Here is a 22972-nt window from a genome sequence, read left to right as displayed (position 1 = left end):
GAAATGAAAAGACTTCGCTCATTGTGTGAGGAGTACACGGTGCTTTCGTATGAAGATATCCATGAGTTGATCAGTCAGGCAGAACAAATTTTAGCAAGAAAGCTATATCCGGATAATGATGTGTTTATTGACGTGATGAATGAATTGACTGGAGACGCAATTGTTGTTTTCCAGCGTCCGCCGCTTGCGAAAAAGTCGCTGTACTCAAAAGACATCGTCGGTCAAAAAGCAAAGCGCAAAAACGAGGCGGCTGTCTATCGTACCTTTGAAACCTCGTTGAATACAGTCGGACTTTTAGCCCGCTCTCAAGAAGATGTTATGGTTCGGCAGCGGGTATATCCGATTCGCAACCAGAAAAAAAATATTGGCGTTGTGATCGTAGAAGATTCAGTCGATGAAAAAATGAAGCATTTTCTTGTTGCTCAAAATGGTATCGAACAAAATCGTAGTCATCCAATTTCGATCACCTCAAAAGAATTTGTTACAGATAATATCGATGAAGGCATTTTGATCTTTAACGCGACTGGTTATCTAGTGCAGATGAATCGCGCGGCGGAGTCTTATTATCATGGCTTTGGTTATCTGGACGATATTTTAGGAATGCATTATGATAATTTGTCTTTGGATATGTCGACCTTTGAACAGCTGAACTATCTGCGTTCTCGTAATGGCGGCGCTGGATCGATGGAAAAAGAAATCAAATTTGGTAACTTGTATTTTGAAATGAAATATATTTTTGATGAGGTCGAAGGCACAGTGATCGTGATCATTCACGAGGTGACAGAGGTCAGAAAAAAAGAAGCGGAGATCAGTGATAAAGCTGTCGTGATCAAAGAAATCCATCACCGCGTCAAAAACAATCTGCAAAGTGTGGTATCGATCTTAAGTATCCAAGCGAGACGTTGTTCCACTGATGAAGCAAAAAAAGTACTCACAGAAAGTGTTTACCGGATCATGGCCATTGCCCGCACGCATGAATTACTATCAAAACAACTAGAAGACGATATTTCATTAAAAGCGGTCCTTGATTCTGTGATCGAAAACATGCATCGCTGTTATGAAGACTTGTATCATATTACGATCGAAGCAACGATCGATGAAGAGTTGATTTTGGGTAGTGATGTGGTTGTCACGATTGCTTTGGTTGTCAATGAACTCATCCAAAATTGTTATGATCATGCCTTCAATGGCCGCAAACAAGGGCAGATCAACGTTGATGTATCGGAAAAAGAAGGCTATGTTTACATTTCGATCGAAGATAATGGCGTCGGCTATCCAAAAGATGACACGAAACAAAATAATCTCGGATTACAAATCGTCACCAGTTATGTCAGAGAAAAACTAAGAGGAAAATTAGACGTTCAATCCAATTCAAAGGGAACAAAAACCGCTTTTTATTTTAAAAAATAATCATACAGACGAACAACGCTGTTCGGCTAAATCGAGCAAAGGCGCTCAAGAAAACTGTTAAAGTTTTTTTGAGTGCTTTTTTTCTTAGAAAGGAGGATGAAAATCAAATGGCAGAATCGATGTTGAGTGTAGGGATCGATCTGGGAACATCGACCACACAAATGGTCATCTCAAAATTGACGATGAATAATATGGCTTCGGCGTTTACGATTCCTAGAGTTGAAATAACGAAGAAAGAAGTTATCTTCCGCAGTGATATCATCTTCACGCCGCTAAAGGAGCAACGGATCATCGATGTTGAGAGAATCAAGCAGTTTTTAGATACACAATACCAACGGTCAGGAATCAAAAAAAGTGAGATTCAAATCGGTGCAGTGATCATTACGGGTGAGACTGCCCGCAAGGAGAATGCTAATTCTGTATTGCAGGCGATGAGCGGATATGCGGGTGATTTTGTGGTTGCGACAGCAGGTCCTGACCTTGAAAGTATTATTGCAGGCAAAGGTGCGGGTGCTCAAAGCTATTCCAAAGACTATCATACGACTGTTGTAAATCTCGATATCGGCGGTGGTACAACCAATCTGGTACTTTTCAACGATGACGAACTATTGGATACAGCCTGTTTTGATATTGGTGGACGATTGATCCGGATAGCACCGCAGTCCAAACAAATCGAGTATATCGCCCCAAAATTGAAGGAGATCATTCAAAAAGAACAGTGGGCGATCAAAGAAGGGATGACTGCATCAGCGGAGCTGTTGGAGCCGATCATCCAAACATTGGTTTCCGTTTTGGAAAATAGCGTAGGGATCGGCGATCAAAATCCATATTATCAGTTATTGATCACGAATAAAGGCTTGAAGTTAAATGAAACGATTCGCTGTGTATCATTTTCAGGCGGCGTCGCCGATTGTCTTGATTCAAAAGACAAAGCATTGTTTGAATTTGGAGATATCGGTGTGTTGTTAGGAAAAGCACTAGCGAATTCTCGCCTTTTTCAAGAAAAGCAAGTGATTGCTTCACAAGAAACCATTCGAGCAACAGTTGTCGGTGCAGGTTCACACACAACTAAAGTCAGCGGCAGTACGATCACTTATGATGCCAAGGTATTACCGATCAAAAATTTGCCCGTCTTAAAACTATCTCAAAGCGATGAGCAATTAAAAGAAGAAGCTTTTGCTTCGGTCATTCAAGAAAAGCTGGAATGGTTTGCCGTCAATAATGAGCAGCAGGCAGTGGCCTTAGGCTTATTAGGAAAAAAGAATCCAACCTTTGCACAAATCACGACGACTGCAAAAACGATTATTGCAGGATTTAAAAATCAGCTGACGCATGGTTTTCCACTGATCGTGATCGTAGAAGAAGATAACGCAAAAGCGTTGGGCCAAGCATTATACAATTATTTGCCAAAAGAATATCCCTTTGTTTGTCTTGATGGCATTCAAGTGGAAAATGGTGACTACATCGATATTGGGATGCCGATCATTCAGGGAAGTATTTTACCTGTGGTCGTTAAAACATTGGTGTTTGAGTAAGGTATAAGTTTTCTAATTATAAATGTGATAAAGGAGGCAATATTTTTATGATCTTAAAAACAAAATTATTTGGCAAAGTTTATCAATTTAATTCTGTGATGGATGTGATGGCCAAAGCAAATGAAGAAAAATCAGGGGATCGTCTGGCAGGAGTTGCAGCGGAGTCTTCAGAACAGCGGGTGGCAGCTAAGGTGGTTTTAGCTCAGCTGACGATGGAGGATCTATTCAATCATCCTGCGGTGCCTTATGAAGAAGATGAAGTGACACGAATCATCGTCGATGACGTCAATCAAAGAGCATATGACCGCATCAAGCATTGGACAGTAGAAGAATTGCGCGAGTGGCTTTTAGACTTTAAAACAACTGATTATGACATTAAACAAGTTGCTAGAGGGTTGACCTCTGAAATGGTTGCGGCAGTTGCTAAATTGATGTCTAACTTAGATTTGATTTATGCTGCACAGAAGATCAATATCATCAAAACAGCAAATACAACGATCGGTGAAGCTGGACGTTTTTCTGTTCGCCTGCAGCCAAATCATCCGACAGATGATGTGGACGGGATCATGGCGAGTGTGATGGAAGGCTTATCTTATGGAATCGGAGATGCTGTGATCGGTCTTAATCCGGTCGATGATTCGACTGAAAGTGTGAAGCGGATTTTACACAAATTTGAAGAATTTAGAAGCGAGTGGGAAATCCCAACGCAGACCTGTGTCTTGGCACATGTCAAAACACAAATGGAAGCGATGCGACAAGGAGCGCCAACTGGTTTAGTATTTCAATCGATTGCCGGTTCTGAAAAAGGCAATACAGCATTTGGTTTTAATGCAGGCGATATCGCTGAAGCAAAACATCTAGCTTTACAGCAAGGACAAGTGGCAGGTCCTAACGTGATGTATTTTGAAACAGGACAAGGTTCGGAACTTTCATCAGATGCGCATTACGGTGTCGATCAAGTGACGATGGAAGCGCGTTGCTATGGATTTGCTAAACGGTTTGATCCTTTTATGGTCAATACTGTAGTTGGCTTTATTGGGCCGGAGTATTTATACGATTCAAAACAGGTCATCAGAGCAGGATTAGAAGATCACTTTATGGGGAAACTTTCCGGCATTTCAATGGGCTGTGACGTTTGTTATACCAATCATATGAAAGCAGACCAAAATGATGCGGAGAATTTATTGACGTTATTAGGCACAGCTGGCGTGAACTTTGTGATGGGAATCCCTCATGGAGACGACGTGATGCTGAACTATCAAACTACTGGGTTTCATGAAACAGCAACGATTCGTTCAATGCTGAATAAACGTCCGATCAAAGAGTTTGAACAATGGATGGAAAAGATGGGCTTCATGGCGAATGGTCAATTAACCGATCTAGCTGGCGATGCTTCTGTATTCTTAAAAAAATAAAGGGAGTGAACAGAATAAATGGTGGATAACAATGAAATCAAATCGCTGATCGTGTCTATTTTAGAAGAAATGACGGAAACAAAAACGATCGCAGAACCAAAAGAACAGGCTGTAGAACCGATTCACTCAAAAGCTGAATCTCAAATCGAATATGGTGTCATCGATGATATCACCGAAGTCGATATTCGTAAACAATTCTTGATCCCAAATCCGGTCGATCGAGACGGTTATTTAAAAATGAAAGCAAAAACGCCGGCCCGTCTAGGATTATGGCGCAGTGGCCCGCGTTATAAAACACAATCGATGCTGCGCTTTCGTGCCGATCATGCCGCTGCACAAGATGCCGTATTTTCTTATGTGTCGGATGATTTGATCAAAGAAATGAACTTTATCGAAGCCGCGACAAAATGTCAGGATAAAGACGAATACGTTACACGTCCAGATTTAGGTCGTCAATTTGATGAAGAGAATACGAAGAAAATCAAAGAAAATGTCAAACCAAATCAAAAAGTACAAGTAATCGTTGGTGACGGTCTGAGTTCTGCCGCAATTGAAGCAAACATCAAAGAAATTTTACCTTCGATCAAACAGGGATTAAAAATGTTCAACTTGGATTTTGATAGCGAATCAGTCGTCTTTATCAAACATGCTAGAGTACCCGCGATGGACAAAATTGCTGAATTGACAGGAGCAGAGGTCGTTTGTTATTTGATCGGCGAACGCCCTGGTCTGGTCACAGCTGAATCAATGAGTGCCTATATCGCATACAAACCAACGGTGGGAATGCCGGAAGCCCGCAGAACCGTTATTTCAAATATCCATAAAGGTGGTACACCAGCAGTTGAAGCAGGGGCCTATATTGCAGAGCTGATCCATAAAATGCTGGAACATAAAAAATCAGGGATCGACCTGAAAGAAGTGGAATAAGGAGAGGATTAACGCATGAAAAATGAACGTTTAGGTGCAAGTGTACTGAGTGTCAAAGTGATTTCAAATGTCGCTCCTTCAATGGCCGAAGCTCTTGGTCTAGGGCCAGATCATCGTAGTCTAGGGCTGATCACATCGACTTGTGACGATGTAACCTATGTTGCTTTAGATGAAGCAACTAAAGCCGCTGCAGTAGATGTGGTCTATGCGAAGAGTTTTTACGGCGGCGCCGACAATGCGACGACGAAATTAGCTGGTGAGGTGATCGGGATCTTAGCGGGTCCAAGTCCAGCAGAAGTAAAAAGCGGTTTAGCCGTAGCCGTTCAGGAAATTGAAACAGGAGCAAGCTTCTACACTGCAAATGAAGATGATTCCGTTCCTTATTTTGCCCATTGTGTATCGAGAACAGGAACACATCTTTCTAAAGAAGCAGGTATCTCAGAAGGTTCAGCGTTGGCTTACTTGATTGCACCGCCGTTAGAAGCGATGTATGGGCTAGATGCGGCTTTAAAAGCAGCTGATGTTGAAGTGGCTGCATTTTACGGTCCGCCATCTGAAACCAATTTCGGCGGAGGATTATTAAGCGGCAGTCAGTCAGCGTGTAAAGCAGCATGCGATGCTTTTGCAGAGGCTGTAGCGATGGTTGCAGAAAATCCGACGACGTATTAAAGGAAGTGAAAATCAATGAAGTTAGAAGCTTTAGGTATGATCGAAGTAACCGGCTATTTAGGTGCTGTCAGTGCAGCAGATGCTGCATTGAAGGCTGCCAATGTTCACTTGTTAAAGTCTGAGAAAATCAAAGGCGGTATCACGACTGTGGAGCTGATCGGAGATGTTGCGGCAATCACAGCTGCTGTAGATGCTGGAAAAGTGGTTGCTGAAAAACTGGGTTGCTTACGCGCTAGTCATGTGATTCCAAGAATGGACATTGCAGTACAAGAACTTTTAATGGACAAACCAACGGTGACAGAAGAAACAATAGTTGTAACTGAAACAGAGGAAATCAAAGCAGAGTCAGCTGAATTGCAACAAGATGAAATACTTGAAAAAGAAAAAGCAGCACCGAAAAAGAAAAATCCAAAAAAAGATAGAAAATAAGGAGCCTAAAAAATGACAACACTTGATAAAGACTTGGCTTCTATCCAGGAAGTCAGAAATCTGCTGACAGAGGCAAAAGCAGCGCAAGAAAGCTTAGCCAAAATGAGTCAAGAACAAATCGATCGGATTTGTGAAGCAATTGCAGTATCAGCATACGAAGCCAGAGAAAAACTGGCTAAAATGGCACATCAGGAAACGGGCTTTGGTATTTGGCAGGACAAAGTCGTAAAAAATAGTTTTGCATCAAAATTTGTCTGGGATGCGATCAAAGAGATGAAAACAGTAGGCGTCTTAAATGAAGACAAAGAACAAAAAGTCATTGATGTCGCTGTTCCGGTTGGAGTAGTTGCCGGCTTGATTCCTTCAACAAACCCAACCTCAACAGTCATTTATAAAGCCTTGATCGCTCTTAAAGCGGGGAATGCGATTGTCTTTTCTCCTCATCCAAATGCACTTCAAGCCATTTTAGCAACTGTTGAAATCATCACTAAAGCAGCAGAAAAGGCGGGGTGTCCAAGAGGGGCGATTGGCTGTATGGTCAAACCTACGATGCAAGGAACAGCGGAATTGATGAAGCATCAATATACGTCATTGATTCTTGCAACTGGAGGCTCAGCAATGGTCAAAGCAGCCTATTCTTCAGGAACTCCTGCAATTGGCGTTGGTCCAGGGAATGGACCTGCGTATATCGAAAACAGTGCAGATATTCCATTAGCAGTCAAACGAATCATGGATTCCAAAACCTTCGATAATGGGACGATCTGTGCATCAGAGCAGTCAATCATTGCTGAAACAAGCAATAAAGCAGCGGTTATCGCTGAGTTGAAGAAACAAGGAGCCTACTTCTTATCACCAGAAGAGTCCGCACAATTAGAACAATACATTATGCGACCTAATGGCAGTATGAACCCGCAAATCGTCGGAAAATCAGTTCAGGCAATCGCAGAATTGACTCAGTTATCTGTACCAAAAGAGGCACGTATTCTGATTGCTGAGGAAACCAAAGTTGGACATAAGGTTCCTTATTCCAGAGAAAAATTAGCACCGATCCTAGCTTTTTATACAGTTGAAAATTGGGAAGAAGCTTGCGAGTTAGCGATGGATATCCTGTACCATGAAGGTGCCGGACACACAATGATGATCCACTCTCAAAATGATGAAGTGATCCGCCAATTCGGATTGAAAAAGCCCGTTTCCAGAGTGTTAGTCAATACATCAGGGGCTTTAGGCGGGATTGGAGCGACGACTAATTTAGCGCCAGCCTTGACCTTAGGTTGTGGAGCTGTTGGTGGTAGTTCAACATCAGACAATATCAGCCCAGCAAATTTATTCAATGTTCGTAGAATTGCTTATGGCGTTCGCGAGCTTGACGATTTAAGAGAACAGCCAGTATCATCATCAGGATTTAATGAAGAACAGCTGGTGGATACATTAGTAGAGCGAATTTTAGCCAAGTTACAATAATATTTTTTAATATTATGTATATAGATTTACCAGTAATACCTATCAAAAAAAATAATTAAAACATTTTAGGAGGAAGTATATTATGAACGCAAATGCATTAGGAATGATCGAAACAAAAGGATTAGTTGGAGCAATTGAAGCAGCAGATGCAATGGTCAAAGCAGCAAATGTAACATTGATTGGTAAAGAACAAGTTGGTGGCGGTCTTGTAACAGTGATGGTTAGAGGAGATGTTGGTGCGGTCAAAGCAGCAGTCGATGCAGGTGCGGCGGCAGCTGAACGTGTGGGTGATCTACTTTCTGTTCATGTGATTCCACGTCCGCATACAGAAGTGGATGCTATTTTACCTCCAGTTAAATAAATTCATGTCACAGAAATGAGAAAGGAAAAGGGAAACAGCGATCATATGGAATAGAAGAATCGGTCTCTTTTAAGCTACTGGCGTTTTCTTTTCCTTTCAACTTTCTATTATTTGACTAATACTCATTTTAAGCAGAGGTGAAAAAAATAATGAATGAACAATTGCTAGATACATTAGTGGATCAAGTCGTTGCTAAAATCAATCAAGACCGCAGTTTTTTGGTTGAAGCTAGCGGCCGACATATCCATTTGTCTCAAGAACATATCGATGAATTATTCGGCAAAGACTATCAGCTGTCGCTCAATAATTACTTATCACAACCGGGACAATTTGCTTCAAAAGAACGCTTAACGATTTTAGGTCCAAAGGGAGCCCTTCATAATGTAGTTGTTTTAGGTCCACCACGTAAAGCCTCTCAAGTCGAGGTTTCTGCAACAGATGCACTAACTCTTGGGGTCAAAGTACCAGTTAGAGAAAGTGGCGATATTGAAGGAACGCCGGGCATTATTTTGGTCAATGGAAATAAGGTCGTATCACTGGAGCAAGGCTTGATCGTAGCGAAGCGGCATGTCCATGTAGCGACAAAAGATGCTTCAAAAATGAATGTTTCGCAAGGAGATATCGTTAAAGTCAAAGTTGTTAGCGATCAGCGTTCATTGATTTTTGATGATGTCGTCATACGTGTCAGTGATAAGTTTGCCACTGCGATGCATATTGATTACGACGAAGCAAATGCCTGTTCTTTTAAAAAAGGGATCAGAGGATTTATCGTAAAGTAGGGATCAATAATGAACACAAACGAATTTAATGCTTTAGTCGATCGAGTAACGGAAAAGGTAATAAAAAAATTAACTGAACGCATACAATCACGATCGCTTTACCTGTTAGGAGACAATCCTGGATTGCTCTCAACAAAACAGCTGAATGACTTTAAACGTTCAGTGAAAAATAAAGATAAGCTGATCATCGTAACAGAATTATCTTTTGAAAATTTAGTCAACATCTGTCAGTTTCGACCTCAAAGCGAGTTGGAAGAAACGATAGTGGACGCTATCAAGGCTGGCCAGCGTTTTCTTATTTTAAAAGAAGGTCGTTCATACTTATCATTATTGGGATCAGGGAAATATGCCTTAAAGGAACGGATTTTAAGCTTTGAATCAGAATTATACCGATACGGTGGAGATTTTGTTTCAATCAATGAATCGATAGAGTCCTTTTCTTTCAGAAATGATGTCACTCCTTATGAAAATCAACAGACAAAAAAATTTCTGACAGCGAAAGAACTCATGGAACAACAGCTTCCTTTTGGCAGTACGCTTTACCTTTCCAACCAATGCTCACTGACTGATCAAGCGACAGAGTATATACAAGAGAAAAAAATCAACATTAGCTGGACTAATGAGAAATGAGGAACCAATATGTTCATCGGACGAGTGAAAGGAAGTTTATGGGCAACAAGAAAAGCGGAAAAACTAAATGGCTTAAAATTTTTAGTTGTGGAACTGGCAGAAAATACTAATCCGCAGCAAACTCTTGTGGCAGCTGACAATACTGGTGCTGGTTTGGATGATCTTGTATTGGTTTCGACCGGCAGTGCTGCAAGACTATCTTTGGACGATCCAAATATTCCTGTAGATGCTGTTATTGTAGGAATTATTGACTCAGTTGAAATGAATGAATAAGGTACAAAGGATGTGAAGTGAATGAGTATCAATGAAATCATTATGTATATTATCGCTTTTTTCATGGTCTTAGGAGCGGTCGATAAATGTTTGGGCAATAAATTTGGTTTAGGGGAACAGTTTGAAGAAGGAATCATGGCAATGGGCTCACTGGCCTTGTCGATGGTCGGGATCATTACGCTAGCACCGGTTTTAGCGAATATTTTAAAGCCAGTCGTTGTTCCATTATACACAGCTTTAGGTGCTGACCCAGCTATGTTTGCTACAACATTATTAGCAAACGATATGGGTGGTTTTCCTTTGGCCATGCAGTTAGCACAAGATCCTCAGGCAGGTTTATTTGCAGGTGCGATTTTAGGAGCGATGATGGGGCCAACGATCGTGTTTACGATTCCAGTCGCTTTAGGTATTATTGAAAAAGAGGATCAGCAATATCTAGCTACAGGTGTTTTATCTGGATTGATCACCATTCCGATCGGTTGTTTTGTCGGCGGGATCATTGCAGGCTTTCCAGTGATCATGATTTTGAAAAATCTGGTGCCGATTTTATTAGTAGCTGTGTTGATCATGATCGGTTTGTGGCTGAAGCCAGATGTGATGATCAAAGGCTTTACGATTTTCGGCAAATTTGTTGTGATCGTTGCGATTGCTGGGTTGGTCTTGGGAGCGTTACAACTATTAGTTGGTGTAACAGTAATCGAAGGAATCGCGCCTGTCAGTGAAGGGATCGAAGTTGTTGGCGGCATCGCATTGACGTTAGCTGGCGCCTTTTGTCTTGTTTTTGTGATCACCAAAGTCTTTAATAAACCATTGATGAAATTAGGCAAACTGTTAGGAATGAACGAAGTCGCTGCTGCTGGGATGGTAGCAACGCTTGCAAACAGTATTCCAATGTTTCAAATGATGAAAGATATGGATCCGCGCGGGAAAATCATCAACGTAGCATTCGCTGTTTCCGCTGCTTTTGTGATGGGCGATCATTTAGGGTTTACTGCGGGAGTCGCTAAAGAAATGATTTTTCCAATGATCGTTGGAAAACTAGTTGGCGGGATCACAGCTGTCTTGTTCGCTGTTTTTATGGCGAATCGAATGCTGAAAAAAGAAACAAAGCAGGTGGATATACATGAATAATTTAGATGCAGACATGATTCGTACGCTGGTTCGTGAAGTACTGACAGAGCAATTACTAAAAAGAAACGATCCAACAAAAACGGTCGATCCAAGCGGGATCCTATCTATTAAGCTGCCACAATTAGATGTAGCTGAAGAAGATCGATTGGATACGGGCAATCCAGAACATAAAGTATATTGTAAAGATTTAGTGACGTTGAAAGAAAGCCCACGCTTAGGCTGTGGGTTAATGGTGATGGAAGATACGACGTTTGATTGGCTTTTAGAGTACGATGAAGTGGATTATATTATCGAAGGGCAATTAGATGTACGGATAGATGGTAGAGTTGTTTCAGCTGGTCCGGGAGAAATTTTACTGATTCCTAAAGGCAGTGGGATTCAGTTTTCTGTCACTGGAAAAGCCCGTTTTGTGTATGTCACTTATCCAGCAGATTGGCAAAAACAATAACGAATGAAGAAAGATGGTTCGAAAAGTTGGGCACTGACTGATTTTTTGAACTATTTTTTTATTTAAAAATTTATTTGATGTAAGAGCGACAAGTCGCTAACATATTGACTTTATGCGGATAAATTTATATAATAAATGAGTAAGCAACAATGACGTTACTTACAACTATGAATGATTATGTCAATGAAGATATAGCAAATAGTAAACGATCAACAAGTCGATGAACCGATTGCTTGAAGAAGCAAGTTAAGCGGCTGAGTTGGGTTATACTTTTTATACAACGTTGTTTGCTTATCTGACAGAATAACATTCAGTTATAATCGTCAATTCAAACAGCACGCTTTTATAAAAGTGAGGGCTGTTTTTTTATTGCTTTTCTCCAACGTTTAAACTGACGATCGAAGAAGGGAGACAAAGATGAATAAATTCTTTTTTGAACGTAGACATCCTTTGGTGATTACGGCTTATTATAGTTTAGTATTAGTGATCCTGATGAGTACAACAAACCCTTTGATCATTTTCACTTGTTTTTTAGGGAGTTTCTCTTTTCGATTACTGCAGCTAAATGGGCAAAAGAAAGGTTCTGTTTTGTATCCATTGGTTTTTCTTTTAATTATAACGATCACTAATCCGTTATTTGTACATAGAGGTGGGACGATTCTCTTTTTCTTTTTGAGCCGTCCAGTGACCAAAGAAGCATTTATTTATGGTTTTTTCATGGGATTGATGATAGCTGGAGTCATTTACCTGTTTCAAAATTTACAATCTCAACTAGATTTAGAACAATTTTATTATTTGTTTGGGCAGCGGTTTCCTAAATTGGCGTTGATTTTGACCATGGTCTTTCGTTTCATTCCTTTGTTTCAACGTTATTATCATGAGATGAATCAGGTTCAAAAGACACTTCACAGAACTCAGAATCGGTCTTTCAAGCAAAAAGTTTCCTATGGGTTGGACTTATTTGGCAATCTTTTTTCATGGTCGTTGGAAAACGCGATGGATACGGCAAGCTCAATGAAAGCAAGAGGGTATGGCATAGGGAAAAGAAGCAGCCGGGTTCAGTATAACTGGCAGAAAAAAGATTCTTTTTGCCTAATTGTATTAGGTCTAGCAGCAAGTCTATTTATGTACGTATTATTTGCTGGCAGCTATCAATTTGATTATTATCCTTATGTGGAAAATTTATTTGAAGCGTTCAATAGGCATTGGGAAAATTATTTATGGATTCTTATTTTAGCTTTTGTACCGACACTCAACCGTTTGAAGGAGGCGATCATTTGGACTATCTTGAAATCGAAAATTTAAGTTTTCAATACGCTGGAGATGATCATAGACGGCTAAAGAATATTTCGTTATCGATCAACAAAGGGGACTTTGTTTTGCTGTGTGGTGCTTCCGGCAGTGGTAAAACTACGCTATTAAAAATGTTGAAGCCTCAATTGACTCCGGCAGGAACGAAAACAGGAAAAATAGTTCTACAGAAAAAAGAGATCGACAAAATCGCAGAGACGTTTTCAAGCAGTAAAATTGGGTATGTGATGCAAAATCCTGAAAATCAAATCGTCACTGATACAGTGTGGCATGAGTTGGCTTTTGGATTGGAGAATATGGGGCTTTCAGCTGTTCAAATCAAAAGTCGCATCGCAGAAATGGCTAATTTTTTAGGAATTCAAGAGTTGATGGATGAAAAGACGGCTGATCTATCCGGAGGCCAAAAACAGCTGCTGAACTTAGCTTCTGTCTTAGTGATGCAGCCTGAACTACTGATATTAGACGAACCAACCACACAGCTTGATCCAATCGCAGCACAAAATTTTATTGATATTTTGATCCGTCTGAATCGAGAAATGGGCTTGACGATCATTTTAGCGGAGCATGGCTTGGAATCTGTTTTTGCATTAGCAGATAAAGTCGTTCTTTTAGAACAAGGAGCATTGGTTTTTGTAGAAAAGCCACAAGCTGTTTCTACTGCTGTCAAAGAGCAACGATTGGATTTAGACAAATTTATTTTGAGCTTACCAAGCACGCTGCAGATCTATCATGCTCTTGATATTGAAGATGAAGCTCCGATCACAGTGGTTGAAGGAAAACGTTTTTTAGCACGACATTTTGCACATGAAAAGAAACAACAAACTGATCAAACGAACATTCAACCGACAAAAACACCTAGTCTTGTCTTAAATAATTGTTGGTTCCGATATGAAAAAAATGGAGAGGATATTTTAGCAGGGGTCGATCTGACCTTAAACAAGGGAGAGATATTTTCGCTGGTTGGGGCGAATGGAACGGGAAAAACGACCCTATTGAAGGTGATTGCAGGGATCTATGACTGTTATCAAGGAAAGCAGGAGCTATTTGAACAGCCGCTGAAAAAACAACGAGCGCACATCGGCTTTTTGCCGCAAAGTCCAGAGATGCTGTTTATTAAAGATTCTGTATTGGAAGAATACCAACAATATCTTCAAGGAAAAAATTATCATGAGTCTGAGCAGCAAAAAAAGATCGAGACGATTTCAGCCTTACTTGGCATTACAGATAATTTAACACAACACCCTTTTGACTTAAGTGGGGGAGAATGTCAGCGAGCTGCTTTAGGCAAAGTTTTATTGACGAATCCCAGTGTGTTGCTTTTGGATGAGCCAACCAAAGGAATCGATAATTACGGAAAAAAACAATTGATTCAATTACTGAAAACATTAGCCGATGAAGGTAAAACGATTTTAGTTGTAACGCATGACCTAGCTTTTGCTGCAGAGCTATCTGATCGTTGTGGCTTGTTCTTCCAACATAAAGTCTTAACAACAGCTGAGCCGAAAACATTTTTTAGTGATCACGCATTTTATACAACAGCTGCCAGCCGAATTTCTCGTGAGATCTTTACACATTTAGTGACAACAGATCAAGTAATCAACGTTTGTCAGGCAGAAAAAAGGAGACAGGCAAATGAACGTTAAGCTTAAACAAAAAGGCTTCAAGCTTCTTTTAGGACTCGTTTTTCTAGTCTTATGTATTGCTGCTTTTCGTTCAACGCAATATCAAGTAATTTCTTTGTTTTTAGTGCTGCTGGCTTGTCTGCCGATTTATTACCGTTATGAAAAAAAGCAGATGAATATTAAAGAATTAGTGCTGATTGCTGTTTTGACTGCATTCGCTGTTTCCGGTAGGTTTCTATTTTATATGATTCCAGCTGTTACGCCAATGACTGCGATCATTATTATTTCAGGAATCTGCATAGGTCCTGAGGTTGGCTTTTTAGTGGGGTCTTTATCAGCGATCATATCTAATATGTTGTTTGGTCAAGGGCCATGGACACCGTTTCAAATGTTATCGTGGGGATTGATCGGCTGTATTGCAGGACTTCCTTGGGTGAGCAGTTTATTAAAAAAAAGTTATTGGTTTTTAGCAGTTTATGGCATCTTAGCTGGTCTATTTTTCTCCTTTTTTATGGACATTTGGACTGTTTATTCGATTGATCGCTTTTTCTCATGGCAAAGATATGCGGCACTTTTCATCACGGCACTCCCGCATACGCTTTCGTATTGCTTTTCCAATGTATTTTTTTCCTGTGTTCTGTTTCGTGTCATTCAGAAAAAGCTTCAACGTATTTTAATCAAATACGAAATAAAATAATAAAGACAAAGGTGGATGTTAAAATGAAAAAAGTAATGAGAGCAGTTTTAGTTATGGTCGCACTAGTTTTATTAGGTGCATGTGGGAATACTAAAGAACAAAAAGAAACGGATGCAACAAAAGAAGCTGCAGCAAAAATCACGATCGTTTTAATAGAAGATGAAAAAGAATTTGCTAAAAAAGAGGTAGCAGTTGATAAGAATGAATCGTTACAAACAGTGATGGAGAAAAATTTCAAAGTTGAGATGGATAAAGATTTTATCGTTGGTATCGATGGGCATAAGCAAGATGCCAAAGCAAGCAAATACTGGTTATACGATGTGGACGGTAAGCAGCCGGATGTTGGTGCTGTTGAGTATTTTCCTAAAGACGGTGAAACGATCACTTGGAGCTTGAACAAGCTATAGAGAGCTGTAAAGAGGTGTTAAGGAGGAAATCAGGGTGAAAAAAGCGATTTTTATTGGTTCAGTCGGCTGTGGAAAAACGACTCTCTCGCAAAAACTTAAAGGAGAAGAATTGGCTTACAATAAAACGCAGGCGATTGAATTTCATGATCAAATCATTGATACACCGGGTGAATTCATTCAGCATCGAAATTATTATAGTGCGTTATTGACCACTGCTGTGGAGGCTCAATTAATAGTGCTGATGGCTAGTGCGGTTGAAAAAAGACAAACCTTTTCACCATTTTTCGCTTCAGCTTTTGCAAAGCCGTGTATCGGAATCATTACCAAGATTGATCTAGCCACTGAAGAAGACTTAAAACAAACGAAAAAACAGCTTGAGCTGGCTGGGGCGAAAAAAATCTTTATGATCTCTGCTGTTGAAGATCAGGGCATTGATCAGCTGCTTACTTATCTAGAGTCAGACGGAGGGGACGAAAATGAAACTTTACACTAAAACAGGTGACAAAGGCCAAACAAAAATCATTGGCGGTGAAACGAGAAGCAAAGCCTCAGATCGAGTAGAGGCCTATGGAACCATCGATGAGTTGAACTCACTCCTTGGGTATACGATCAGTCAAATGCAAACATACCGTGAAATAAAAAAAGAACTGGAGGAAATCCAGCAAATTTTATTCGATTGTGGAACCGATCTAGCGACGCCGACTAGCGCAAAAGGCTATCGAACAAAACCAGCCTCTACTCTTTGGTTGGAAGAAAAAATCGATAAATATGCAGAAGTACCGCCAGCTCTGACGGAATTTATTTTGCCAGGCGGCTGTCCAGTTGCAAGCTTATTGCATATGGCCCGAACTGTTGCCAGACGAGCAGAACGCTGTGTTGTTCGTGTACAGGAACAAGAAGAAATCAATTTAGAAGCATTGATTTTTTTGAACCGTTTATCTGATTATTTTTATGCAGTAGCAAGATTTATCAATTTCCGTGAAGGACGGGAAGATATTCGTTATCGTCGTAATACGCAAGTTTTTCATTCTTAAAAAAGTGTCCGAACCCTGACAAACTGTTGTCAGGGTTTGTTTGTTATTATGGGCTTATCAGTCACAGGACTGAACGATAAAGGAGTGAAATGGATGAACAAAACAGAAGCATTTAAAAAAATCATGATGGAACAAACTGAAATTGCATTGGCTACTAGTGTGAAAGAAAGCCCGAATGTTCGGATCGTTAATTTCATTTACGACCAAGAAAAAAGATGTTTGTTTTTCTCAACGTTTAAAGGAAACCAGAAAGTAACCGAATTTACTGCAAATCCTAATGTTGCTTTTACCACCATTCCCAAAGACGACACCAATCATGTACGAGTCCCACATGCCCAAGTGAAAAGAAGCTCGCTTACTGTCTATGATACAGTGAATCAATGGATCAAAAAAATTCCTAGTTATGCGGAAAATATCGAACAAGCTGGTGATATGCTGGAATTATATGAAGTTCATTTTACCGAAGCAATCGTGATTTTAGGAATGAATAGTAGAGAAACGATTCACTTATAAGAAAAGAGGAACGAAGATGAAGTATTGGATCGGTGTTGCATCAGAAGATCATGTAGGGATTGGTGTATCAGGCGGTTTTGCACAACTTTGCCATGGGAAAGGCGCGCCGTTGAATAGAATGAAGGAAGGAGACTGGCTGATTTATTATGCACCTAAGAAAAGCTTGAACACACAAGTGCCTTCACAACGATTTGTCGCAATCGGACAAATTTTGGCAGGAGATGCTTATCCTTTTGAGATGGCGCCTGACTTCATCCCTTTTAGAAAAAATGTTGCATACGTAGAGCGGGTAAAGCCTTTACCATTAACCGTTGTGTCAGATTTTCCTTTATGGCAGGAATACCGCGCACGATTGAGGTTTGGACATTTTGAGATCCCAGAAGAATTATTTACATTTATTTCATCTCTAATGATCAAAAAATAATGTATAAATAGAGCCGAAACAAAACGGATACTTAGTTTTGTTTCGGCTTTTTTTCGGAGTAAATCGATTTGCTAAAGCAAGCGTTATTTTGTAAGCTATAATAAAGCAATAAGTAAGCAGATAGGAGGATGAAAATGAAAGACTATCTTTATGCGATCAGTGATATTCATGGAGAATACGAGTTATTTAAGGGATTGATCGATTACTTTGATCCAAAAGAGCATCAATTAGTTTTGATTGGGGATCTTAATGATCGTGGGCCAAGGACTAAGGAAAGCTTTTTGCTTGGGAAAGAATTAGTTGAGAAGCATCAGGCTATCTATCTTAGGGGAAACCACGAAGAATATTTTCTTCAGTTTCTGAATCAGCCGGAAGATTGGTTTACTAGTTATGTGCGTAATGGCGGGAAAGAAACGATGGAAAGCCTACTTCATAAAGGGGCAACTGACGAGTATTCACCAACGGAAATTGCAATGATGATCCGTAGTCGTTATAAAGAGCTGATCGAGTTTTTAATAGAACGCCCACTTTATTTCGAATGGAAAAACTATATTTTTGTTCACGCTGGTGTTGATTTAACGAAAAAAGATTGGCATGAAACGAGTCCACATGATTTCATCTGGATAAGAGACGCTTTTCATCAAGGGAAAAACCACACTGGAAAAACGATTGTTTTTGGTCATACAATCACACCGATGCTGCACGGAGATATGGAAACGACCGATTTGTGGATATCCGATCATAAAATCGGAATCGATGGCGGCGCTGTCTTTGGCGGTTCTGTTCATGGGGTCATTTTTAATGAAGCAGGGATCGTTCAAGATATTGAGATTCAGAATATGGAAGGGCCTTGGCAGCCATCTTTTTAAACTGAAAAGGGAGCTAAATTATTTTTAAGCAGTCTCTAATTTTTTGTTTGTCATTTTTCTTACAGGGAAAACATTATGTTATGTTTTTTTGAAAGCGCGTATTTATTTCGAGTGAGTCTTTTATGGAGAAAAGCAGACAGATAATTCGTGCATTGAATGTGTTTTCTAGTGGGTTATTAAAAAAAGTCAAACGAGCGAATCAAATGGACCATTGACCGTCGATCGATTGTTGATCAAACCGTTCTTTTGGAAGTTTAGGCTTCCAAGAGAACGGTTTTTTTCTTAAAATTTGTCTTAAAAAAAAGCCATACGAAGCAGGACTTTTCCTTCAATTTCTAGGTTTCCAGCACAAAATATGCTAGAATAAAAGAGTATGTTAATGAAAAGAGGTATGTAATTTATGGCGGAAGCGTATAACCAAGAAGTAGTGAACCTGCTTCAAAAAGAACTGACAGATTACCGTTCAAAACAAATCACCACAGTGCTGACTTTACTAAGTGAAGGAAACACTGTTCCTTTTATTGCCCGTTATCGAAAAGAAATGACAGGCAGTTTAGATGAAGTACAGATTCGCGAAATCGAGGAGCGATACACGTACCTAGGAAATTTAGAAAAGCGTAAAGAAGAAGTTTTACGTTTGATTGATGAACAAGGCCAATTAACAGAAGAATTAGCAAAAGCCATTCAAAAAGCTGCAAAAATGCAGCAAGTCGAAGATCTCTATCGCCCGTACAAACAAAAGCGTCGTACCAAAGCAACGATTGCCAAAGAAAAAGGCTTAGAACCGCTGGCAGATTGGCTGTTGAGTTTTCCAAAAACAGCGGATGTCACTGTAGAAGCGCAAAAATATATCAATGAAGAAAAAGAAGTTGATTCAGCTGAAACGGCCTTACTAGGCGCACATGAAATCATTGCTGAACGAGTAAGTGATGAACCTAAATTCCGCAGCTGGATTCGTGATTTTACTTTCAATCAAGGACAATATATCAGCGTTGTTAAAGACCAGGAAAAAGATGAAAAAGCTGTGTATGAAATGTACTATGATTTTTCTGAGCCTGTCAAAAAAATGGTCTCTCACCGTGTACTGGCAACAAATCGTGGAGAAAAAGAAGACATTCTGAAGGTCTCTCTTTTGGTTGATGAAGTGAAGATCCAAACTTATTTAGAACGTCAGTTGATTGCAGATAACCAATCACCAACGGCTTCTTATGTCGAAACAGCTTATCTGGATAGTTACAAACGATTCATCGGTCCTGCAATCGAGCGTGAAATTCGCAATGAACTAACAGAAAAAGCGGATGAACAAGCGATTTCGATCTTTGGTGAAAATTTACGAAATTTGTTATTACAGCCGCCATTAAAAGGCAAAGTTGTTTTAGGCTTTGACCCAGCGTATCGTACTGGCTGCAAAATGGCTGTGGTAGATGCTACAGGAAAAGTTTTAGCGATTCAGGTTATCTATCCCCATAAACCAGCATCTGGCGAAAAGCGTGCTGCTGCAGGTTCTATCTTTAACAAGTTGATCGAAGAACATCAAGTTGAGATGGTAGCGATCGGCAACGGAACAGCCAGCCGTGAATCAGAGCTGTTTGTTGCAGAACAATTAAAACAAATCAAACGAGACGTCTTCTATGTCATTGTCAATGAAGCAGGAGCCTCTGTTTATTCGGCAAGTGAAGTCGCACGGACAGAATTCCCAGATTTACAGGTTGAAGAAAGAAGTGCCGTAAGTATTGCTAGACGCTTACAAGATCCTTTAGCAGAGCTAGTTAAGATCGATCCGAAAGCTGTTGGAGTCGGACAATATCAGCATGACGTGTCTCAAAAACGTTTAGCAGAACAATTGGATTTTGTCGTTGAGACGGCAGTGAACCAAGTTGGGGTCAATGTAAATACAGCCAGCCCGCAACTACTACAGCATATTTCTGGGTTAAATAAAACGACTGCTCAAAATATTGTGACGTATCGTGATGAAAATGGCGCATTCACTGCTCGCAACCAAGTGAAAAAAGTACCGCGTTTAGGACCGAAAGCATACGAGCAAGCGATTGGATTCTTACGTATTCCAAATGGGAAAAATATTTTGGACAACACAGGAATTCACCCTGAAAGCTATGATGCTGCAAAAGCTATTTTGGAAAAGGCAAATGTCAAACTGACTGAACTTGGTACGCCTGAAGCTGCTCAGACACTTAAGCATTTATCATTGGAGCAACTAGAAACAGAATTAGCTGTTGGGAGCGAAACCTTGAAGGACATCATCGCGGCATTGATTCAGCCAGGCAGAGATATGCGTGACGAAATGCCTGCTCCGTTATTAAGAAAAGATGTTTTATCGATGGAAGATTTAAAATCTGGAATGGAATTGCAAGGAACCGTCCGCAATGTCATCGATTTCGGTGCTTTTGTAGATATCGGTGTGAAACAAGATGGTTTAGTCCATATCTCTAAATTGAGTACGAAATTCGTCAAGCATCCAACGGACGTTGTGGCAGTTGGTGATGTGGTCACCGTTTGGGTAGAAGCTGTTGATACGAAGAAAGGGCGCATCAGTTTAACGATGCTGCCGCAAGCTGAAAGGAAAGAGTGATCTTGACTACTTCTTCAAAAGAAAATAGTTCAAAAAAAGCTGAAATGACTGACAGAAAGCTTCAAGAATTAGTTGAAACGATTTCTTTAGAGGCTTTTGGGAAAAAATTCCGCCACAAAGCGTATTTTAATCGCCGATTGAAAACAACTGGCGGACGCTATCATTTGCAGTCACACGATATTGATTTCAATCCCAAAGTTTTTGAACGATATGGAGAACCAGAATTAGTCAATGTGATCAAACATGAATTGTGCCATTACCATCTTCATTTAGAAGGAAAAGGGTATCAGCACAAGGACGCTGACTTTAAATTATTGTTGAAACAAACGGGAGGTAGTCGTTATGTTCGACCGCTAGTAGAACAGAAACCGCAATCCTATCATCAATATCAGTGCGAGAAATGCCAAACATTGATATTACGCAAGCGCAGAATCAACACGCAGCGCTTTGTCTGTGGGAAATGTCGCGGAAAATTAATTGAGCTATAAGTATGATTCGAAGTTAGGACAGAAGCCGTTAACTCTTAGTGCTTTAGCACTTAGAAATTTGCTGAGAGCGAATAAGCGGTGAGAAAAAAGCAGCTCCTTCTTATTTCTCGGAGCTAAACGCTTTTGTCTAAGCCTCTGTATGCGTTCGCTGATGTGATCGAAGGCGCAGGTAGTAGTTACGTCTGTTTTCACTATTTATTCGTTTTTAAAGGAACTGGGTTGTAACTTGTAGAGTTATGTCCCAGTTCCTGTCTTATATTGAAAAGGAGTGGGAAGATGATTCAGTATTGGAACACAGTGATCGAGTATCTATCTGCTAAAGAGCAGGTGGAAGGAACATATGACCTGACAATTTTAGCTGGAAATAGTTTGCCGTATTTGGCGGATGAACTGGTTCAGTTATACAAACAGGGACGTACTTCTAAGGTCATGTTAGTCGGCGGAGTCGGACATGCGACCCCCTTTTTAGCTAAAAATTTCGAAGAGCTTGGAATCAGTGTCGGAGCTACCAGTGAAGCGGAGATGTATCTGACTTATTTTAAAGAAAGATATGGCCTGTCAGAAGAGATATTTTTGACAGAAACCCGTTCCAAGAACTCAGGTGAAAATGCTCGTTTTTCATTAGCTAAAATGAGAGAGCACGATTTAGCCCCTGAACGTGTGTTACTACTGGAAGACCCCATTCTTCAAAGAAGACTTAGAGCTACATTTGAGAAAGAATGGCGGGGATTTGGCAGTCAATTTGCAAATGCTGTACCAATGATACCCTACATTAAAACGATCGATGATAACCTAACCTTTGAAGCCCAACAATTGAATGGTCTTTGGACGAAAGACTATTTTCTCTCGTTAGTATTAGGTGAGATTCCTCGTTTGAGAAATGATCGTAATGGCTATGGACCAAAGGGTGCTGGATATATCGGATCGATCGAAATTCCGACAGAAGTCCTGTCTGCCTATGAAAAATTGAGTACTCATTATCATTATGAGTACACACGTTAAAGCAAGGAGTGAAACTATGCGTAGAAAAGAGTTTGAGGTAACCGAAAAAGATCGCTTTGATGAAATTTTAGCCGAAGCGCATGTTGTGAGATTAGCATTTTTTGATCAAGAGTTTCCTTATATCGTCCCTGTGAATTTTGGCTATGAATGGCAAGAAGAACGCTTATTTTTATATGTCCACGGTGCTAGACAAGGGAAAAAACTCTCATTGCTAAAAGAAAATCCTAAGATCGGTTTTGAAATGGATTGTCGTCATAAGCTGATCACAGCTGATGAGGCGTCAAAGTACACCTATCATTATAGAAGTATCATCGGGCAGGGAGTAGCCACTATTTTAACCGATTTAGAGCGTAAACGACACGCCTTATTAAAATTGATGGAACATGAGACGAAACGAATGGATTTTGACATACCAGATAAACAAGTTCTGGGAACAGGGCTGATTCAAATCGAAGTCAAACGTTTTACAGCAAAAGAACGCATTTAGTAGTTCAAAATTGTTCTGGGATTGACTTTGATAATTGAGTATTTTATACTAAAAGAG

The 22972-nt window shown here is 40.1% G+C and carries 26 protein-coding genes; all 26 read left to right on the top strand.

The genetic code is table 11. From position 1 onward, the window contains the following. Positions 1-3 precede the first annotated feature (3 nt). The 26 genes from CC204_RS05220 to CC204_RS05095 all read left to right on the top strand — a co-directional run bounded on the left by CC204_RS05220 (position 4) and on the right by CC204_RS05095 (position 22915). Positions 4-1410 (top strand): sensor histidine kinase, encoded by a 1407-nt coding sequence (locus tag CC204_RS05220; RefSeq protein ID WP_227011234.1) that lies wholly within the window; start codon positions 4-6, stop codon positions 1408-1410. 107 nt (positions 1411-1517) lie between these two features. After that, positions 1518-2945: an ethanolamine ammonia-lyase reactivating factor EutA gene (gene eutA / locus CC204_RS05215; protein ID WP_088269129.1), complete on the top strand. Its 1428-nt coding sequence runs from the start codon at positions 1518-1520 to the stop codon at positions 2943-2945. A 47-nt stretch (positions 2946-2992) separates the two neighbouring features. Further along, positions 2993-4360, top strand: a complete 1368-nt coding sequence (locus tag CC204_RS05210; protein ID WP_088269128.1) for an ethanolamine ammonia-lyase subunit EutB — start codon at positions 2993-2995, stop codon at positions 4358-4360. A gap of 21 nt (positions 4361-4381) precedes the next feature. Beyond that, the gene (gene eutC / locus CC204_RS05205; protein ID WP_188634486.1) at positions 4382-5287 is read left to right on the top strand and encodes an ethanolamine ammonia-lyase subunit EutC; all 906 of its coding nucleotides are present in this window, start codon (positions 4382-4384) and stop codon (positions 5285-5287) included. Positions 5288-5302: 15 nt separating this feature from the next. Continuing rightward, on the top strand, positions 5303-5956 hold the full coding sequence (gene eutL / locus CC204_RS05200; RefSeq protein ID WP_088269126.1) for an ethanolamine utilization microcompartment protein EutL: 654 nt from the start codon (positions 5303-5305) through the stop codon (positions 5954-5956). Between the two features lie 15 nt (positions 5957-5971). After that, on the top strand, positions 5972-6385 hold the full coding sequence (locus tag CC204_RS05195; protein ID WP_088269125.1) for a BMC domain-containing protein: 414 nt from the start codon (positions 5972-5974) through the stop codon (positions 6383-6385). 12 nt (positions 6386-6397) lie between these two features. Then, the gene (locus CC204_RS05190) at positions 6398-7849 is read left to right on the top strand and encodes an acetaldehyde dehydrogenase (acetylating) (protein ID WP_088269124.1); all 1452 of its coding nucleotides are present in this window, start codon (positions 6398-6400) and stop codon (positions 7847-7849) included. 82 nt (positions 7850-7931) lie between these two features. Continuing rightward, complete coding sequence (locus CC204_RS05185; protein ID WP_211272478.1) at positions 7932-8210, top strand: BMC domain-containing protein; 279 nt, start codon at positions 7932-7934, stop codon at positions 8208-8210. Between the two features lie 149 nt (positions 8211-8359). Continuing rightward, complete coding sequence (gene eutD, locus CC204_RS05180; protein WP_088269123.1) at positions 8360-8989, top strand: ethanolamine utilization phosphate acetyltransferase EutD; 630 nt, start codon at positions 8360-8362, stop codon at positions 8987-8989. 9 nt (positions 8990-8998) lie between these two features. Continuing rightward, positions 8999-9619 (top strand): hypothetical protein, encoded by a 621-nt coding sequence (locus CC204_RS05175; protein ID WP_088269122.1) that lies wholly within the window; start codon positions 8999-9001, stop codon positions 9617-9619. 9 nt (positions 9620-9628) lie between these two features. Beyond that, positions 9629-9892: a EutN/CcmL family microcompartment protein gene (locus tag CC204_RS05170; protein WP_088269121.1), complete on the top strand. Its 264-nt coding sequence runs from the start codon at positions 9629-9631 to the stop codon at positions 9890-9892. 21 nt (positions 9893-9913) lie between these two features. After that, positions 9914-11023 (top strand): ethanolamine utilization protein EutH, encoded by a 1110-nt coding sequence (gene eutH, locus CC204_RS05165; protein WP_088269120.1) that lies wholly within the window; start codon positions 9914-9916, stop codon positions 11021-11023. Next, on the top strand, positions 11016-11471 hold the full coding sequence (locus CC204_RS05160; protein ID WP_088269119.1) for an AraC family ligand binding domain-containing protein: 456 nt from the start codon (positions 11016-11018) through the stop codon (positions 11469-11471). The genes eutH and CC204_RS05160 overlap by 8 nt, the downstream gene beginning before the upstream one ends. 417 nt (positions 11472-11888) lie before the next feature. After that, on the top strand, positions 11889-12776 hold the full coding sequence (locus tag CC204_RS05155; RefSeq protein ID WP_088269118.1) for an energy-coupling factor transporter transmembrane component T: 888 nt from the start codon (positions 11889-11891) through the stop codon (positions 12774-12776). Next, a complete protein-coding gene (locus CC204_RS05150) occupies positions 12749-14425 on the top strand; it encodes an ABC transporter ATP-binding protein (RefSeq protein ID WP_088269117.1) in 1677 nt (558 codons plus the stop codon). Before CC204_RS05155 ends, CC204_RS05150 begins: the two co-directional genes overlap by 28 nt. Further along, a complete protein-coding gene (locus CC204_RS05145; protein ID WP_088269116.1) occupies positions 14415-15101 on the top strand; it encodes an ECF transporter S component in 687 nt (228 codons plus the stop codon). The genes CC204_RS05150 and CC204_RS05145 overlap by 11 nt, the downstream gene beginning before the upstream one ends. A gap of 23 nt (positions 15102-15124) precedes the next feature. Then, a complete protein-coding gene (locus tag CC204_RS05140) occupies positions 15125-15508 on the top strand; it encodes a DUF4430 domain-containing protein (RefSeq protein WP_088269115.1) in 384 nt (127 codons plus the stop codon). Between the two features lie 34 nt (positions 15509-15542). Continuing rightward, positions 15543-16001, top strand: coding sequence for a EutP/PduV family microcompartment system protein (locus CC204_RS05135; protein ID WP_088269114.1), 459 nt, complete (start codon positions 15543-15545; stop codon positions 15999-16001). Further along, a complete protein-coding gene (locus CC204_RS05130) occupies positions 15985-16542 on the top strand; it encodes a cob(I)yrinic acid a,c-diamide adenosyltransferase (RefSeq protein ID WP_088269113.1) in 558 nt (185 codons plus the stop codon). Before CC204_RS05135 ends, CC204_RS05130 begins: the two co-directional genes overlap by 17 nt. Positions 16543-16635: 93 nt before the next feature. Beyond that, the gene (locus CC204_RS05125) at positions 16636-17055 is read left to right on the top strand and encodes a pyridoxamine 5'-phosphate oxidase family protein (RefSeq protein WP_088269112.1); all 420 of its coding nucleotides are present in this window, start codon (positions 16636-16638) and stop codon (positions 17053-17055) included. A 16-nt stretch (positions 17056-17071) separates the two neighbouring features. Further along, positions 17072-17479, top strand: coding sequence for an EVE domain-containing protein (locus tag CC204_RS05120; RefSeq protein ID WP_088269111.1), 408 nt, complete (start codon positions 17072-17074; stop codon positions 17477-17479). Between the two features lie 134 nt (positions 17480-17613). Continuing rightward, positions 17614-18348 carry a metallophosphoesterase gene (locus CC204_RS05115; protein WP_088269110.1) on the top strand — a complete coding sequence of 245 codons (735 nt, stop codon included), beginning with the start codon at positions 17614-17616 and terminating at the stop codon, positions 18346-18348. 400 nt (positions 18349-18748) lie between these two features. Next, positions 18749-20938, top strand: coding sequence for a Tex family protein (locus CC204_RS05110; protein ID WP_088269109.1), 2190 nt, complete (start codon positions 18749-18751; stop codon positions 20936-20938). Positions 20939-20982: 44 nt separating this feature from the next. Further along, positions 20983-21426 carry a SprT family protein gene (locus CC204_RS05105; RefSeq protein WP_088271665.1) on the top strand — a complete coding sequence of 148 codons (444 nt, stop codon included), beginning with the start codon at positions 20983-20985 and terminating at the stop codon, positions 21424-21426. 276 nt (positions 21427-21702) lie between these two features. Beyond that, complete coding sequence (locus CC204_RS05100) at positions 21703-22428, top strand: YdcF family protein (protein WP_088269108.1); 726 nt, start codon at positions 21703-21705, stop codon at positions 22426-22428. Between the two features lie 16 nt (positions 22429-22444). Continuing rightward, positions 22445-22915 carry a pyridoxamine 5'-phosphate oxidase family protein gene (locus tag CC204_RS05095; RefSeq protein ID WP_157894242.1) on the top strand — a complete coding sequence of 157 codons (471 nt, stop codon included), beginning with the start codon at positions 22445-22447 and terminating at the stop codon, positions 22913-22915. Positions 22916-22972 lie beyond the last annotated feature (57 nt).

Origin of the sequence: Enterococcus wangshanyuanii (assembly GCF_002197645.1) — a bacterium.
Classification (GTDB): Bacteria; Bacillota; Bacilli; order Lactobacillales; family Enterococcaceae; genus Enterococcus_L; species Enterococcus_L wangshanyuanii.
The sequence above is the reverse complement of the archived record's forward strand: the minus strand, read 5'-3'. Positions and strand labels throughout refer to the sequence as shown.